The sequence below is a fragment of the Azospirillum sp. Marseille-Q6669 genome (assembly GCF_965111635.1).
Window position 1 is genome coordinate 1,651,512 of the sequence record NZ_CBCOOP010000001.1, and the last position, 16,380, is coordinate 1,667,891.

17 protein-coding genes are annotated in these 16,380 nt (G+C 67.4%); 11 read left to right on the forward strand and 6 right to left on the reverse strand.

The annotated features are described in order from the left end of the window. Positions 1-110: 110 nt before the first annotated feature. The 6 genes from gltB (at position 111) to ACWPXE_RS07315 (ending at position 8,631) form a co-directional block, all read left to right on the forward strand. The gene (gltB, locus tag ACWPXE_RS07290) at positions 111-4,658 is read left to right on the forward strand and encodes a glutamate synthase large subunit (RefSeq protein WP_454017268.1); all 4,548 of its coding nucleotides are present in this window, start codon (positions 111-113) and stop codon (positions 4,656-4,658) included. A 187-nt stretch (positions 4,659-4,845) separates the two neighbouring features. Beyond that, the gene (locus ACWPXE_RS07295) at positions 4,846-5,310 is read left to right on the forward strand and encodes an N-acetyltransferase family protein (RefSeq protein WP_454017269.1); all 465 of its coding nucleotides are present in this window, start codon (positions 4,846-4,848) and stop codon (positions 5,308-5,310) included. 101 nt (positions 5,311-5,411) lie between these two features. Then, a complete protein-coding gene (locus ACWPXE_RS07300) occupies positions 5,412-6,080 on the forward strand; it encodes a glutathione S-transferase family protein (protein ID WP_014198042.1) in 669 nt (222 codons plus the stop codon). 147 nt (positions 6,081-6,227) lie between these two features. Then, a complete protein-coding gene (locus ACWPXE_RS07305) occupies positions 6,228-6,398 on the forward strand; it encodes a hypothetical protein (RefSeq protein WP_167525482.1) in 171 nt (56 codons plus the stop codon). A 483-nt stretch (positions 6,399-6,881) separates the two neighbouring features. After that, the gene (locus ACWPXE_RS07310; RefSeq protein ID WP_454017270.1) at positions 6,882-7,481 is read left to right on the forward strand and encodes a calcium-binding protein; all 600 of its coding nucleotides are present in this window, start codon (positions 6,882-6,884) and stop codon (positions 7,479-7,481) included. Positions 7,482-7,680: 199 nt separating this feature from the next. Next, positions 7,681-8,631 carry a hypothetical protein gene (locus ACWPXE_RS07315; protein ID WP_454017271.1) on the forward strand — a complete coding sequence of 317 codons (951 nt, stop codon included), beginning with the start codon at positions 7,681-7,683 and terminating at the stop codon, positions 8,629-8,631. 43 nt (positions 8,632-8,674) lie between these two features. On the opposite strand, the gene chrA is transcribed toward ACWPXE_RS07315, so the two are convergent. From chrA to ACWPXE_RS07335, 4 genes are all read right to left on the reverse strand, one after another. Then, positions 8,675-10,066, reverse strand: a complete 1,392-nt coding sequence (gene chrA / locus ACWPXE_RS07320) for a chromate efflux transporter (RefSeq protein WP_454017272.1) — start codon at positions 10,064-10,066, stop codon at positions 8,675-8,677. 92 nt (positions 10,067-10,158) lie between these two features. Continuing rightward, positions 10,159-11,487 (reverse strand): sensor histidine kinase, encoded by a 1,329-nt coding sequence (locus ACWPXE_RS07325; protein WP_454017273.1) that lies wholly within the window; start codon positions 11,485-11,487, stop codon positions 10,159-10,161. A 16-nt stretch (positions 11,488-11,503) separates the two neighbouring features. Further along, positions 11,504-12,163: a response regulator gene (locus ACWPXE_RS07330; RefSeq protein ID WP_454017274.1), complete on the reverse strand. Its 660-nt coding sequence runs from the start codon at positions 12,161-12,163 to the stop codon at positions 11,504-11,506. A gap of 5 nt (positions 12,164-12,168) precedes the next feature. Beyond that, on the reverse strand, positions 12,169-12,510 hold the full coding sequence (locus ACWPXE_RS07335) for a PepSY domain-containing protein (protein ID WP_454017275.1): 342 nt from the start codon (positions 12,508-12,510) through the stop codon (positions 12,169-12,171). A gap of 141 nt (positions 12,511-12,651) precedes the next feature. Here ACWPXE_RS07335 and ACWPXE_RS07340 point away from each other — a divergent pair, with 141 nt between their 5' ends. From ACWPXE_RS07340 to ACWPXE_RS07360, 5 genes are all read left to right on the forward strand, one after another. Beyond that, positions 12,652-12,807, forward strand: coding sequence for a hypothetical protein (locus ACWPXE_RS07340; RefSeq protein ID WP_454017276.1), 156 nt, complete (start codon positions 12,652-12,654; stop codon positions 12,805-12,807). Next, entirely contained in the window at positions 12,794-13,333 is a 540-nt protein-coding gene (locus tag ACWPXE_RS07345) for a hypothetical protein (protein ID WP_454017277.1), read from the forward strand. Before ACWPXE_RS07340 ends, ACWPXE_RS07345 begins: the two co-directional genes overlap by 14 nt. After that, the gene (locus ACWPXE_RS07350; RefSeq protein ID WP_059399382.1) at positions 13,330-13,752 is read left to right on the forward strand and encodes a DUF1924 domain-containing protein; all 423 of its coding nucleotides are present in this window, start codon (positions 13,330-13,332) and stop codon (positions 13,750-13,752) included. The genes ACWPXE_RS07345 and ACWPXE_RS07350 overlap by 4 nt, the downstream gene beginning before the upstream one ends. 24 nt (positions 13,753-13,776) lie before the next feature. Then, complete coding sequence (locus ACWPXE_RS07355; RefSeq protein ID WP_454017278.1) at positions 13,777-14,208, forward strand: diheme cytochrome c; 432 nt, start codon at positions 13,777-13,779, stop codon at positions 14,206-14,208. A gap of 81 nt (positions 14,209-14,289) precedes the next feature. After that, a complete protein-coding gene (locus tag ACWPXE_RS07360) occupies positions 14,290-14,496 on the forward strand; it encodes a DUF6494 family protein (RefSeq protein WP_035677918.1) in 207 nt (68 codons plus the stop codon). Positions 14,497-14,619: 123 nt separating this feature from the next. Here ACWPXE_RS07360 and ACWPXE_RS07365 read toward each other — a convergent pair whose 3' ends face one another. Beyond that, on the reverse strand, positions 14,620-15,378 hold the full coding sequence (locus ACWPXE_RS07365; RefSeq protein WP_454017279.1) for a 3-oxoacyl-ACP reductase: 759 nt from the start codon (positions 15,376-15,378) through the stop codon (positions 14,620-14,622). A gap of 17 nt (positions 15,379-15,395) precedes the next feature. Next, entirely contained in the window at positions 15,396-16,373 is a 978-nt protein-coding gene (locus ACWPXE_RS07370; protein ID WP_454017280.1) for an ABC transporter substrate-binding protein, read from the reverse strand. Positions 16,374-16,380 lie beyond the last annotated feature (7 nt).

A 16,380-nucleotide genomic window follows, 5' to 3' on the forward strand; every position in this document is an offset into this window, starting at 1 on the left:
TTCCGCGGGTTCCAGGGGTCCATTTCGGCCCCTGGCGGGGGTGAAGGGGCGAAGTCCCCCTTTCGAACAGACTGCCCCCGTCAAAACAGACTGACTGAAAGGGTCCACCGATGACCACCGAGTTGAACCAGGGTGAGCAGTTCGTCGCCGACTTCCGCGCCAACGCCGCGGCGCTGACCACTGCCAACGCCTACAACCCGGAGGATGAGCACGACGCCTGCGGCGTCGGCTTCATCGCCGCGATCGACGGCAAGCCCCGCCGCTCGGTGGTCGAGAAAGGCATCGAGGCGCTGAAGGCCGTCTGGCACCGCGGCGCCGTGGACGCCGACGGCAAGACGGGCGACGGTGCCGGCATCCACGTCGCCGTGCCTCAGAAGTTCTTCAAGGACCATGTGAAGGTCATCGGCCACCGCGCGCCGGACAACAAGCTGGCCGTCGGCCAGGTCTTCCTGCCGCGCATCAGCCTGGACGCGCAGGAAGCCTGCCGCTGCATCGTCGAGACCGAGATCCTCGCCTTCGGCTACTACATCTACGGCTGGCGCCAGGTGCCGATCAACGTCGACATCATCGGCGAGAAGGCCAACGCGACCCGTCCGGAGATCGAGCAGATCATCGTCGGCAACAACAAGGGCGTGTCCGACGAGCAGTTCGAGCTGGACCTCTACATCATCCGCCGCCGCATCGAAAAGGCGGTGAAGGGTGAGCAGATCAACGACTTCTACATCTGCTCGCTGTCCGCCCGCTCGATCATCTACAAGGGCATGTTCCTGGCGGAGCAGCTGACCACCTTCTATCCGGACCTGCTGGACGAGCGTTTCGAGTCCGACTTCGCCATCTACCACCAGCGCTATTCGACCAACACCTTCCCGACCTGGCCGCTGGCCCAGCCCTTCCGGATGCTCGCCCACAACGGCGAGATCAACACGGTCAAGGGCAACGTCAACTGGATGAAGGCGCACGAGACCCGGATGGAGCATCCGGCCTTCGGCACCCACATGCAGGACCTGAAGCCGGTGATCGGCGTCGGCCTGTCGGACTCCGGCTCCCTCGACACCGTGTTCGAGGTGATGGTCCGCGCCGGCCGCACGGCCCCGATGGTCAAGATGATGCTGGTGCCGCAGGCGCTGACCAGCTCGCAGACCACGCCGGACAACCACAAGGCGCTGATCCAGTACTGCAACTCCGTCATGGAGCCGTGGGACGGCCCGGCCGCGCTGGCCATGACCGACGGCCGCTGGGTCGTCGGCGGCATGGACCGCAACGGCCTGCGCCCGATGCGCTACACGATCACCACCGACGGCCTGATCATCGGCGGGTCCGAGACGGGCATGGTGAAGATCGACGAGGCCCAGGTCATCGAGAAGGGCCGCCTCGGCCCAGGGGAGATGATCGCCGTCGACCTCCAGTCCGGCAAGCTCTACCGCGACCGCGAGCTGAAGGACCATCTCGCCACGCTGAAGCCGTGGGACAAGTGGGTGCAGAACACCACCCACCTGGACGAGCTGGTCAAGACCGCCTCGCTGAAGGGCGAGCCGTCGGATATGGACAAGGCCGAGTTGCGCCGCCGCCAGCAGGCCTTCGGCCTGACCATGGAAGACATGGAGCTGATCCTGCACCCGATGGTGGAGGACGGGAAGGAGGCCATCGGCTCGATGGGCGACGACAGCCCCATCGCCGTGCTGTCCGACAAGTACCGCGGCCTGCACCACTTCTTCCGCCAGAACTTCTCCCAGGTCACCAACCCGCCCATCGACTCGCTGCGTGAGCGCCGGGTGATGAGCCTGAAGACGCGGCTCGGCAACCTCGGCAACATCCTGGACGAGGACGAGACGCAGACCCGCCTGCTGCAGCTCGAATCGCCGGTCCTGACGACCGCCGAGTTCCGCGCCATGCGCGACTACATGGGCGACACGGCGGCCGAGATCGACGCGACCTTCCCGGTGGATGGCGGCCCTGATGCCCTGCGCGACGCGCTGCGCCGCATCCGCCAGGAGGCGGAGGACGCCGTTCGCGGCGGCGCCACCCACGTCATCCTGACCGACGAGGCGATGGGCCCGGCGCGCGCCGCCATCCCGGCGATCCTCGCCACCGGTGCGGTGCACACGCACCTTATCCGCTCCAACCTGCGCACCTTCACCTCGCTGAACGTGCGCACGGCGGAGGGGCTGGACACCCACTACTTCGCCGTGCTGATCGGCGTCGGCGCCACCACGGTCAACGCCTACCTCGCGCAGGAGGCCATCGCCGAGCGCCACCGCCGCGGCCTGTTCGGCTCCATGCCGCTGGAAAAGGGCATGGCCAACTACAAGAAGGCCATCGACGACGGCCTGCTGAAGATCATGTCCAAGATGGGCATCTCGGTCATCAGCAGCTACCGCGGCGGCGGCAACTTCGAGGCCATCGGCCTGTCGCGCGCTCTGGTCGCCGAGCATTTCCCGGCGATGGTCAGCCGCATCTCCGGCATCGGCCTGAACGGCATCCAGAAGAAGGTGCTGGAGCAGCACGCCACCGCCTACAACGAGGAGGTCGTGGCCCTGCCGGTCGGCGGCTTCTACCGCTTCCGCAAGTCGGGCGACCGCCACGGCTGGGAAGGCGGCGTGATCCACACGCTGCAGCAGGCGGTGACCAACGACAGCTACACCACCTTCAAGAAGTACAGCGAGCAGGTGAACAAGCGCCCGCCGATGCAGCTCCGCGACCTGCTGGAGCTGCGCTCCACCAAGGCCCCGGTGCCGGTGGACGAGGTCGAGAGCATCACCGCGATCCGCAAGCGCTTCATCACGCCGGGCATGTCCATGGGCGCCCTGTCGCCCGAGGCGCACGGCACGCTGAACGTCGCCATGAACCGCATCGGCGCCAAGTCCGACAGCGGCGAGGGCGGCGAGGACCCGGCGCGCTTCCGCCCGGACAAGAACGGCGACAACTGGAACAGCGCCATCAAGCAGGTGGCCTCGGGCCGCTTCGGCGTCACCGCCGAGTACCTGAACCAGTGCCGCGAGCTGGAGATCAAGGTCGCCCAGGGCGCCAAGCCCGGCGAGGGCGGCCAGCTCCCCGGCTTCAAGGTGACCGAGATGATCGCGCGGCTGCGTCACTCGACGCCGGGCGTGATGCTCATCAGCCCGCCGCCGCACCACGACATCTACTCGATCGAGGATCTCGCCCAGCTCATCTATGACCTGAAGCAGATCAATCCGGATGCAAAAGTGACGGTGAAGCTGGTCAGCCGTTCCGGTATCGGAACGATTGCCGCGGGCGTGGCGAAGGCCAACGCCGACATCATCCTGATCTCCGGCAACAGCGGCGGCACGGGCGCTTCCCCGCAGACCTCGATCAAGTTCGCCGGCCTGCCCTGGGAGATGGGCCTGTCGGAGGTGCATCAGGTCCTGACGCTGAACCGCCTGCGCCACCGCGTGCGGCTGCGCACCGACGGCGGCCTGAAGACCGGCCGCGACATCGTGATCGCCGCGATGCTGGGCGCTGAGGAGTTCGGCATCGGCACGGCCAGCCTGATCGCCATGGGCTGCATCATGGTCCGCCAGTGCCACAGCAACACCTGCCCGGTCGGCGTCTGCGTGCAGGACGACAAGCTGCGCCAGAAGTTCGTCGGCACGCCGGAGAAGGTCGTCAACCTCTTCACCTTCCTCGCCGAGGAAGTGCGCGAGATCCTGGCCGGCCTCGGCTTCCGCTCGCTGAACGAGGTGATCGGCCGCACCGACCTGCTGCATCAGGTCAGCCGCGGCGCCGAGCATCTTGACGATCTCGACCTGAACCCGCTGCTGGCCCAGGTCGATCCCGGCGAGAACGCCCGCTACTGCACCCTGCAGGGCCGCAACGAGGTGCCGGACACGCTGGACGCCCGCATCGTCGCCGACGCCCGCCCGCTGTTCGAGGAGGGCGAGAAGATGCAGCTCGCCTACAACGCCCGCAACACGCAGCGCGCCATCGGCACGCGGCTGTCCTCGATGGTGACGCGCAAGTTCGGCATGTTCGGGCTGCAGCCCGGCCACATCACCATCCGCCTGCGCGGCACCGCCGGCCAGTCGCTCGGCGCCTTCGCGGTGCAGGGCATCAAGCTGGAGGTGATGGGCGACGCCAACGACTATGTCGGCAAGGGCCTGTCGGGCGGCACCATCGTCGTCCGTCCGACGACCTCCAGCCCGCTGGAGACCAACAAGAACACGATCATCGGCAACACGGTCCTCTACGGCGCGACGGCGGGCAAGCTGTTCGCCGCGGGCCAGGCCGGCGAGCGGTTCGCCGTCCGCAACTCCGGCGCCACCGTGGTGGTCGAGGGCTGCGGCTCCAACGGCTGCGAGTACATGACGGGCGGCACGGCGGTCATCCTCGGCCGCGTCGGCGACAACTTCGCCGCCGGCATGACGGGCGGCATGGCCTACGTCTACGACCTGGACGACAGCCTGCCGCTGTACATCAACGACGAGAGCGTGATCTTCCAGCGCATCGAGGTCGGCCACTACGAAAGCCAGCTCAAGCACCTGATCGAGGAGCATGTGACGGAGACGCAGAGCCGCTTCGCCGCCGAGATCCTCAACGATTGGGCGCGGGAGGTGACCAAGTTCTGGCAAGTCGTTCCGAAGGAAATGCTGAACCGCCTGGAAGTCCCGGTCCATCTGCCGAAGGCCATCTCGGCGGAGTAAGACCCAAGCAATAAATCCCAAGTCGATTGTGCATACGCGAACGGCGGTCCGGGGTAACCGGGCCGCCGTTTTTCACGCCCGCCGTTGCACGGGCGTCCTTTTCACGGCGCCGGTTCTTGGAATAATCTGGTGCGGAATGGGTTGTTAGGACCGCCTGGGGGCATCCGCAACCACACGGGAGGGCGTCATGCCGGCAGAGGACGGCTTGCGCATCAACATTCGCTTCGCCACGGCGGCCGACGGGCCGCGCTGTGCCGACATCTTCCTGCGCGGGCGCCGCGCCGCCTTTTCCTGGCAGCCCGAGGACCGTTTCGGCCTGGACGACTATTACGACTGCGTGGACGGGGAAGAGGTGCTGGTGGCTGAGTTGGAAGGTACGGCCCGGCTGGTCGTCGGTTTCGTCTCCGTCGATGCCGGCGAGCGCTTCATCCACACCCTGTTCATCGACCCGCTGTGGCGCGGGCGGGGCATCGGCAGCGCGCTGCTGCGCGAGGCGCTGACCCTGCTGCGCGGCTCCGCCGAACTGGCCTGCGCCTCGCGCAACGCGGCGGCCCGCGCCTTCTACGAGCACAACGGCTGGACCCCGGTCCCCGCCGCCGAAAGCGGAGGGGATGCGGAACCCCTGGTGGTCTACCGCAAATCCGCCCTTTGACACCCCCTCGGCACGGTTAATCCATAAGCCGAAGGAGCGGTGTCACAAGCCAAAGCGCAGACTGTTTTCCACGCTCCCCATACGCTACAGTCCGGCCCGGCATGCGGACACTCCATCACCACCCCCTCCATCCCTTGTCCCGCGTCGCGCGGGTGATGCTGGCCGAGAAGGGTCTTCCCTTCGACACGGTCATCGAGAAGCCGTGGGAACGGCGCGAGGATTTCCTGATGCTGAACCCCGCCGGCGAGCCGCCGGTGCTGGTGGAGGAGGACGGAACCGTCGTGGCCGGCGGGCTGCCCGTTCTGGAGTATCTGGAGGAGGCCTATCCCGATGTGGCCCTGATGCCGCGGGAGGTGGCGGCCCGCGCCGAGGTGCGCCGGATCGTCGACTGGTTCACCCGCACCTTCGACCGCGAGGTGACCGAGAATCTGGTCGGCGAGAAGCTGATCAAGCGGCTGTCCGGCCAGGGCCACCCCTACGCCCCGGCGATCCGCGCCGGTCTGGCGAACATCCAGTACCATATGGAATACATCGCCTTCCTGTCGGAGCGTCGCCCCTGGCTGGCCGGTTCCAGCTTCACGGTGGCCGACATCGCGGCGGCGGCGGCGCTGTCCTGCGTCGACTACGTGGACAACGTGCCGTGGGACAAGGTGCCGGAGGCCAAGGACTGGTACGCCCGCATCAAGTCGCGCCCCAGCTTCCGCGGCCTGCTGACCGACAGCATCCCCGGCTGCCCGCCGCCCCGCCATTACGCCGACCTGGACTTCTGAATTCCCCCACGATCTCTGCGGGAAAACTCCAGGCAAGGCTCTCGTCGCCCGATCTGTCCGACCGGGATAGGCCCCGCCAAAGGAGGGAACCCCAACCGTACCGGTCTGTTTCGCTTTGGTTGCAGAACGGCTGAGGAGGATGGGGGCATGGCCCAACACGACTACGTGCGTCACACGCTCGATTGCCTGGAGGAGGCGCAAGCGGCCCTGCGGCTTGCCCAACGCAAGGGCCAGATCGCGCCGGAGGACGAGGACCAGTTGTCCCGCCGCCTCGACCGCATCACCGAACGCATCGCCCAGGTTCAGGAGATGCATTGAGCCGGGCCCGGGCCGCGCCCTCCCCGGCGCGGCCTGCGGCGACAGGCTGCCGCTCGTGCCCGGACACATTCGGAAGGGCAGTACAGACTTGGCGGATCGGCTGGCCGTGGGTGGTTCTGGGTTTCCTTGTTGAGCCACCGATACGGTGAATCTTCTGACGGGGCCCAGTTACGAGCCGCGCGGCTTCCGGTTGCCCGCCTGTCGAAAGCGTGGGCCGATGAATCCGCCACCCGCCCTTGATTCCCCTGCCGCGCCATGAGGCGCAAATCATTTCCCGTAACGATTAAATATCAGATTACGGATCGCCACCATTGAAAATTCCCCACACGAATGAGCGAATTCGTTATTCGCATAATAGTTCATAAACTAATCATTACCAATTGAATGATTTTTTCTTTTTTATGGACGAGCTGCCATTAAACATGCATTTTATAAGGGATCAGCATATATGTTTGTACAACCATAAAATTAATGGAGCATCTGATGAGCACCGTCATTGGAACTGCCGGCAATGATTCTCTGCAGGGTTCCGCAGGGGACGACACCATCGTCGGGTTGCAGGGCAATGATACCCTTGAGGGCTTCGGGGGTAACGACAGACTCTGGGGCGACGACGGCAACGATGTATTGGATGGTGGCGCTGGGAGCGACGTGCTTTACGGCAATAACGGCAATGATACGCTCTTCGGTGGCGGTAACTCTGGAACTGGTGATTTTGCAAACTACGCCGACTACCTCTACGGCGGTTCTGGTAATGATTATTACTTACACGACTTTTCTCTTGGTGGCGTGACTGTAATCGACGATATGTCTGGCGACCAATTTGGAAACGCTGACGCCCTGTTCATGTACAATGCGACAACACTCAACCTCTACTGGGCTGGGGACCGTTCGACTTTGTACATTTTCCAGCCGGGTGAGTGGGACGACGGCACCTTTGATAATGGCATTGTCATCCGCGGCATGCTGACGAATCAGGGTAATCCAGGAGTGGGTACGATTGAGTATGCCGTACTCAACGGCGGTCAGATCACCACCTGGGATGCCGCAATATTCAACAGCTGGGATGTGCAATTCGCCTAAATTTGCCGATCATCAACTGAAAATTTTTAAATAGCTGACCATTCTCCGCAGCTGGAGCTTGCAGTGCAGGCCGGCTCCAGATTGCCGGAATATCAGTCGAGTGATGACATATCTGACCTTTCTTGTTTCATTTCGATGACGCTGAGTGTGGGCGCGCGGAGATGTGCCCCGGTTGGACATGGCGAAGGAGGATGCAACGATGAACGTGCTGGGAACATCAAATTTGGCAAACAGTTCGGTACAGAGCCTCAACTCCTTCTCCCAAGCGACATCCGCATCATCAAAGATGGTTGCTGGAACTCCGGCGCCGACAGACCAAGTGTCATTCAGTCCGTTGGCTTCGGCCCTTCGTGATGAATCCCTCTCCGCCTTCAACGCATTGTCGGTCGAGACCCGGTCTCAGCTTTCCTCTCTCGTCGACAGCGGCGCGCTCTCTGGCGACGATGTACACAACGCTTTGAAGCAACGAACCAAGGAAGCGCGTCTCGGCGCTTATGCGGCAACGTTCCGCATGGCCCACAATGATAACGCCGATCTGCTCTCCAGCGGTTCCGCAACATCTTCCGATTTCCAGGAAGCGTTGCGTGCAGCTTCGGAAAAGCGGGCGGGAATGATGGAGAAGCTGTCCGCGTTGCTGCAGAGCGGGCAGGATGGCTCCGACGATTACACCGCTCTGTCTGATCAACTCAAGGCATTGACACCAAACGCTCGGTTGCTGGCTGGCGGGAGCAGCTTCGTCGATCCGTTCCAACCGATTGAGCCGGGAGAATCCCGCCTGATGTCGACGCGCAGCGAAACCGACGCCGTTTACAAGCTGAAGGCCGCCGGTGTCGATCTGTCCGCCATCGACAAAGCCTTGCGCCCCATGGGCGAACGTGACGCCGCGTCGCTTGTGGCCGAACGGGCGGGACTCCCGCAGACGCATACGGTCTCGAAGGACGGCGAGTTTTCATTGGATCAGGCGCTCATCCAGCCGATAACCGCGCCTCCGTCGGCGGCGGGCGCTGCTTCAGGTGCCGATGCACGCTTCATCGATGCCGATTTCCTGGCCAACCTCGGGTCATCCATCGGACCATTGAAGGGAAATGCCTTCGGTGAGGGAGCGGATGCCTCTCGCCAGTATTGGCGCGGCCTGCGAGCCAGTTACTGATCACCTATGACGCTTATGGCTCCTGAAACCTTCAGCGGCAACGCTACGCCACGCCCGCCATGCGCAGCGCCACGCCGGCCAGCGCGCAGGCGCCCAGGGTGGGCAGCATCCCCGCCTTGAAACGGAACACCGCCAGCACCGCCGCCACGGTCAGCGCCAGCGCCGGCAGGTTGACGCTGGCGAGAACGGGCAGGTCCAGCGCCATGCCGGCGACCGACACCGGCTCCAGCCGGGCGAACAGCGTGTGCAGGGCGAACCACAGCGCCAGATTCAGGATGACCCCGACCACCGCCGCGGTGATCGCCGACAGGGCGGCACCGAGCATCCGGTTGCCGCGCAGCGCCTCTACATAGGGCGCACCGAGGAAAATCCACAGGAAGCAGGGCACGAAGGTGACCCAGGTGGTCAGCAGCCCGCCCAGTACCCCGGCCAGCAGCGGCGGCAGCGGCCCCGGATCGCGCAGCGCGCCGAGGAAGCCGACGAACTGCACCACCATGATCAGCGGCCCGGGCGTCGTCTCCGCCATGCCCAGCCCGTCGAGCATCTCGCCGGGATGGAGCCAGCCGTAGGTCTCCACCGCCTGCTGAGCCACATAGGCCAGCACGGCGTAGGCGCCGCCGAAGGTCACCACCGCCATCTTGGAGAAGAAGACGGCGATGCCGGTGAACGTGTTGTCCGGCCCAAGCGTCAGCAGCAGCGCCAGCACCGGCCCCAGCCACAGGGCGAGGCACACCGCCCCGACCCGCAGCGACCAAGCGGTGGAGGGGCGGGCGTGGTCCGGCGTCCCCTCGCCCAGCAGGCTATTTCCATGCGTGGACGAAGCCGGTCCGTGCGGCGCCGGCCGGAAGGCGGTGACACCCAGCCGCGCCCCGGCCAGCCCGATCAGCGCGGCGGTCAGGATGATCAGGGGAAACGGGACGTTGAAGGCAAAGATCGCCAGGAAGGCCGCCGCCGACAGGGCGACCATCGCCCCGTTCTTCAGCGTGCGCCGCCCGACGCGGACCACCGCCTCCAGAACCACGGCGAGAACCGCCGCCTTCAACCCGAAAAACAGCCCCTGCACCGCCCCGGTGTGCCCCAGCGTCGCGTAGATCAGGCTGAGCGCCATGATGGCCAGCGCGCCGGGCAGGACGAACAGGACGCCGGCGATCAGCCCGCCCACCGTCCGGTGCATCAGCCAGCCAATGTAGACGGCCAGCTGCTGCGCCTCCGGCCCCGGCAGCAGCATGCAGTAGTTCAGGGCATGGAGGAACCGCTCCTCCCCGATCCACTTCTTCTCGTCCACCACGACGCGGTGCATCATGGCGATCTGGCCGGCCGGCCCGCCGAAGCTCAGCGCCGCGATCCGCGCCCAGACCCGCGTGGCCTCGCCGAGGCTCACCCCGTGGCCGGCGGTGTCCACACCGGGTGTGTTGGCGCTGTCCGCCTGGATCATGCGTCGTCTCCGGAGCACGCGAAGGGGCGCCATTCAGACCACAAGGGACGGTCCGCCGCCAGCGCGGAGATGTGACGGTAATGTTGCGCCGGTCAGGAGGGCGCCGCCGGCAGAACCAGTTCCACCCGCAACCCGCCGAGCGACGAATCGCCCAGCCGCAGGTCGCCGCCGTAGAGCCGCGCCACGTCGCGCACGACGGCGAGGCCGAGGCCGCTGCCCGGCGTGCTTTCGTCCAGCCGCACGCCGGGGGCCAGCACCGCGTCGCGCCGGTCGGCGGGCAGGCCCGGCCCGTCGTCCTCGACCACCACCGCCAGCATCCCGCCTGCCTCCAGCCGCGACGCGACCTCCACCCGCGACCCCGCCCACGTCATGGCGTTGTCCAGCAGGTTGCCCAGCATCTCGTCGAGATCCTCGCGCTCTCCGGCGAAGACATGCTCGCGCGGGACGCGGACGGTGACGATCACCCGTCCATTGCCGCCCTGGAGTTTCTCCATCACCCGCGCCAGCGCCCCGGCGCTGTCGGCCACCGGGGTAGCGACGCCGGGCAGGCCGCGGGCGGCGGCGGCGCGGGCGCGGGCCATGTGATGGTCGATGTGGCGGCGCATCTCCGCCACCCGCCGGGCGGCCGCCTCCCCCTCCGCCTCGTTCGCCAGCACGGCGAGGTTCGTCTTCAGCGCGTGGGCGAGGTTCCCGGCCTGGAGCCGCGCCCGAACCACCACCTCCTCCGAATGGTCCAGGAGGGCGTTCAGGTCGTCGAGCAGCGGCTGCACCTCGCGCGGGGAATCGCCGCCGAAGCGCTTCCTGCGTCCGGCCCGCACCGCGGCCAGTTCGGCGCGCAGCCGCACCAGCGGGCGCAGCCCCACCGACACCTGGACCACCGCAGCGGCGATCAGCGCCAGCGCCAGCGCCCCCAGCGACAGCCAGAGCACCCGGTTGAAATCCGCCACCACCGCCCGCAGCTCCGCCTCGTCCTGGGCCACCGCCATGCGCAGGGGCGCGGTCCCGTTGGGAAAGGTCACCGCGCGCTCCAGCACCGACAGGTGGCGCCCGGCGGGGCCGACGACGCTGTGACGGTGGATCTCGCCGTCGGCGACCTCGTCCGGCGGCAGGGCCAGCGCCTCGTCCCACAGCGAGCGGGAGCGGAGAACCGGCGCGGCCCCCGGCCCGACCTGCCAGTACAGCCCCGAGAGGGGCCGGCGGAAACGCGGGTCGCTGAGCGGCTGGCGCAGCACCGGCACGCCGTCCGCCCCCAGTTCGGTCAGCGCGGCGAGCTGGTCGAGATGGTTGGTCAGCTCCGCCTCGAAGCGGCGGGCCACATGGTCGCGGAACAGGCCGGACAGAACCAGCCCGGCCAGCGCCAGGGCCAGCGCGATCCACACCGCCGCCCCGGCCAGCAGGCGGAAGCGCAGCGACCCGGTCAACCGCCGCGCCCCCCGCTCACGGCGCCTCCAGCTTGTAGCCGAGCCCGCGCACGGTCTTGATCAGGTCGGCGCCCAGCTTGCGGCGCAGGCGGCCGACGAAGACCTCGATGGTGTTGGAATCGCGGTCGAAATCCTGGGCGTAGATGTGCTCGGTCAGCTCCGTACGGGAGACCAGCTGCCCCTTGCGGTGCATCAGGTAATCGAGCACGCGGAACTCGTGCCCGGTCAGGTCCACCGGCCGCCCATCCAGCGTGACCCGGCCTGAGCGGGTGTCCAGCACCACCCCGCCGCAGGCAATCTCCGCCGAGGCGTGGCCCTTGGAGCGGCGGATCAGCGCACGGATGCGGGCGAGAAGCTCCTCCATGCTGAAGGGCTTCGCCAGATAGTCGTCGGCCCCGGCGTCGATGCCCTGGACCTTCTCCGTCCAGGCGCCGCGGGCGGTCAGGATGATGACCGGTGCCGTGATCCCGCCCGCGCGCCACGACCGCAGCACCGTCAGCCCGTCCACCCGCGGCAGGCCGAGATCGAGCACGATGGCGTCGTAGGGCTCGGTCTCGCCGAGAAACTGCCCTTCCTCGCCGTCGGCGGCGCGATCCACGGCGTAGCCCTCGCCCTCCAGCCGCTCGGCGAGCTGCTGGGCGAGCGCCGGATCATCCTCGACGACGAGCAGGCGCATGGCGCTCACCTCTTCCCATGATGGCCGCTCTCGCCTTTCCCGTTGCGCCCGCGCACCCGCAGCAGGTCGCCGGTCGCGGCGTCGTACTTCAGCTTCAGGACGCGGCCTTCGGCGGTGATGGTCTTGATCTCGTAGACGATCTGCCCGTCCTCATCCTCGAACTCGACGTCCAGGATGTCACCAGGGAAATCGGCCTGCGCGCGGGCCAGGATGGCCTCCAGCGGCAGCACCCGGCCCGAGCGGAACGCCTCCCGCGCCCGCTCATGGTCGCGGTCGTCATCCGCCGCCGCCGGCAGGGTCGCGGTGAGGAGGACCAGGGACAGCAGGACGGCGCGGGCAGCGTTCATGATCGGAACCGGCAGGCGGACAGACGAATCCAGTTAGCACAAAGCCGCCTGAACGGCACCTGAATGAACCGGTCAGGCTCCGTTCAGCGTGGGCGGCGCAGTCTCCACCGCAACGAACGCGACGCCCTGGAGACTACACCGATGATCCGCAGGATGCTGACCCACACCGCCGCCGCAACGCTCGTCGTCGCCGTGGCGGCCTTCGCCTTCCAGGCCCTTGCCGGCGGGGAGGGCGTCGCCCGCACCGCCGGGTCGCTGGCCGCCGCCGTCGCGGGGGGCGATCATGACGCCGACTGACCTCCGTCCCCCCATGGCGCGCCGCACGCCGGGTCGGCTGCTGTTCCTGTTCGCCTTTCACGCCGCGCTGTCGGGCGCCTTCATCGTCGCCTACCTGACGGGGGACGAGGACACCTACGCCATGCACCAGTTCGCCGGCTACACGGCGCTGGCCGCGCTGGCGGTGCGGCTCCTGGCCGGGGTGCTGATGCCGGTGGGGCCGCTGCGCCTGCCCCGCCCATCTACGGCCGCCACGCTGGACTGGCTGCGGCGCGCCGCCATGAGAGAAGCGCGGGCCTGGGGACAACGCAGCCCGCTGCTCGCCTGGATGGCGCTGGCGCTGCTGGCCGTGGTCGGCGCTGCCGCGCTCAGCGGAGCGGTTGCCGACTTTGTCGTCCCCTTCGAGACGCTGCACGAGGCGCTGGGCGAGTTTTCCCTGCCCGTCGTCCTGGCCCATGTCGCCCTGGTCGTCGCGCTGCTCGCCCTGAAGAAAGTCGCCGGCTGGCGCGCCCGCTCCAACACCCGACACGAGGTCACCGCCCCATGATCCGCTTCGTCCTGCCCACGCTGGCCGTCTTCGCCGTGGGCGCGGCCATCGCCGCCGCCCCGAACCCGGCGCGCACCGCCCTCCTCGACGGCTATGCCGCCCAGGCGAAAGCGCAATCGCCGGCCTTCGCCGGCTTCTCCGCCGAGCGGGGACGGGCGCTCTATCTCGGCCCGCACGGTGGCGGCAAGCCGGAGACCAACGCCTGCGCCGCCTGCCACACCCCCGACCCGACCGCCCAGGGCCGTCACCAGCGGACCGGGCGCGGGATCGAGCCGATGGCCGTCTCCGCCAACCCCAAGCGCTTCACCGACCCCGCGGAGGTGGAGAAGCGCTTCGACCGCGATTGCCCCAACGTCCTCGGCCGCGCCTGCACGGCGCAGGAGAAGGGCGACTTCATCACCTATCTCGCCGGTCAATAAGGCCGGCCAATGAGGAGCCCCGCCATGCCCCGCCGCCTCATCGCCGCAACCGTTCTTCTGCTGCTGTCCGGCGTCCCCGCTTCGGCCAACGAGTTCGAGCGCGTCCGGCCGGTGACCAACGACGCCACCCGCAAGGAATGCGGGGAATGCCACATGGCCTTCCAGCCCGGCCTGCTGCCGGCGGGAAGCTGGACCCGGATCATGGACGGGCTGGACGACCATTTCGGCGAGAAGGCCAGCCTGCCGCCCGGCCCGGCGGCGGAGATCCGCGCCTATCTGACCGGCAACGCCGCCGGGCGCGGCGACCCGACGCTGCTGCGGATCACCGAGCAGCGCTGGTGGCTGCGCGAGCACGGATTCCGCCCGGAGGTCTGGCTGCGCAAGGACGTGCTGTCCAAGGCCAACTGCGAAGCCTGCCACCGCGACGCCGCCCGCGGACTCTATGACGACGACTGATCGGGGACGACGACTGATCGGGCGGGACAAAGCGTTGCCGCGACGGTTGTTCTCGGGAGCGATCAGAGAGGGAGGAGCATCATGGACCACGACACCTTCAACATGGGCATCCGGAAATACCTGAAGGTCGTCGGCGTCACCTCGCAGCGCGAGATCGAGCGCGCCGTGAGCGAAGCGATCGAGGCCGGCAAGCTGAAGGGCAACGAGACGCTCCAAGCCCGCGTCGTGCTGACCATCGAGGGCATCGGGCTGGAGCATGAGATCAAGGGGGAGATCGCGTTGGAGTAGGCGTCGGCACCGGTTGCCCCCACCCTCCCGCTTCGCGGGTCCCTCCCTCCCCGCTGCGCAGGGGAGGGCCAGAATCCCCTCCCCGCAGCGGGGGGGGCTGGGGTGGGGGCAAGGGTCACCCCATCACCAACCCCCGTCCACATACAGCACCTGCCCGGTCATGAACCGGCTCCAGCCCGACGCCAGGAACAGCACCGGGCCGGTCACGTCCTCCGGCGTGGCGATGCGGCGCAGCGGGGTCTGGGTGACGATGGCGTCCTTCACGTCTTCCTTCGTCGCCCGGCTGGCGTCGGTGGGGTAGACCAGCCCCGGCGCCACGCAGTTGACGCGGATGCCCAGCGGCCCCAGCTCCGCCGCCAGATTGCGGCTGAAGCCGACCAGCGCCGCCTTGGCCGTCGTGTAGTCGTGATAGGGCACGGTGGGCCGGGCGACGAGGTCGGTCGCCATGTTCACGATGCTGCCGCCGGGCCGCCGCTGCATCACCGGCAACACCGCTTTGCAAATGTTGTAGGTGCCGAGCAAAGCCCCATCCACTTGCCCCCGGTAGTCCGTCCACTCGGTGTCCCAGAACAGCTTGCGCTTCTCCGGGTCGAAAGCGTAGGGGCGGAAGGCGTTGTTGACCACCACGTCGATCTTGCCGAACTCCTCCGCCGTGCGCTCCACCATGCGGTTTACCGCGTCGGCGTCGGTCACGTCGGCCTGCACCGCCCAGGCGTCGCCGCCCGCCTCGCGGCAGGCTGCCGCCACCGCATCCGCCGCATCGGCATTCTGCAGGTAGTTGACGGCGACCGCCGCCCCCTCCGCCGCGAAGGCCTTGGCGATGGCGGCGCCGATGCCGCGGCTGGCGCCGGTGACAAGCACGGTCTTGTCGCGGAAATCCATGGCTCGGCCCGCCTTCCTTACTCGGGGATCAGGTCGGACCGGACCAGCGTGCCCATGTCGAGGTCCTTTGCGATCAGGCCGAGCTGCTTGAAGGTGTCCGCCCCCTTCTGCATCAGCGCCGGATCGAAGTGGCCGAGGCCCTTGGCCTTGGTCGTCTCCGACACGCTGGAGGCGTTGCGCAGCTTGATGATGGCGAGGTTGGTGGCCTCGTCGCGGCCGTTGATCGCGCGGGTCACGGCGAGGCGGGCGGCCTCCTCCGGCTCGGCGATCATCCAGGCGGCGCTGTCGCGGTAGGCGACAAGGAAGCGCTTCAGAACGTCCTTCTTCGTGCGGTAGGTCTCCTCCGTCACCACGAAGATGTCGCTGGGCAGGTTCAGCGTGTCCTTGACCTCGATGACGTTGATGTCCTTCAGCCCCTTCTGCATCCCGACATGGAGGCCGGTGTCGGTCGCCGCGGTGGCGTCCACCTGACCCTGGATGACGGGGGCGAAGTTCAGCAGGCCGGTCACCTCGATGGTCACGTCCTTCTCGCTCAGCCCGACCTGATGCAGCAGCACCTGGAGGTTCTGGCGGGTGCCGCTGGACAGGCTATAGACGCCGATGCGCTTGCCCTTGAGGTCTTCAGGCTTGGTGATGTTGCGCTCCTTCGGCGACACCACGTTGAAGACGTTCTGCGGGTAGATGTTGTAGATGGCGATCAGCTTCTCGCCCTTGTCGAGCGCGAGGTAGAAGGAGGCCGGGTCGGTGAAGGCCACGTCGGCCTGACCGGTCAGCATGTTCTGGATGGCCGAGCCGCCGCCGGTCCCCGGCACATAGCCGAGATCGATCCCCTTGGCCTTGAAGAAGCCCTTGTCCGGCTCGGCCAGCAGGTTGGTGATCTCGCTGATCGGCTGGCTCCAGCCCGCCACGGTCACCTTGTCGAGCGCCAGCGCGGGAGAAGACAGAAGCAGGGCGGAAACGGCGACGGCACCCAAAGTGCGCAGGAACCCGAACATCGTGTGA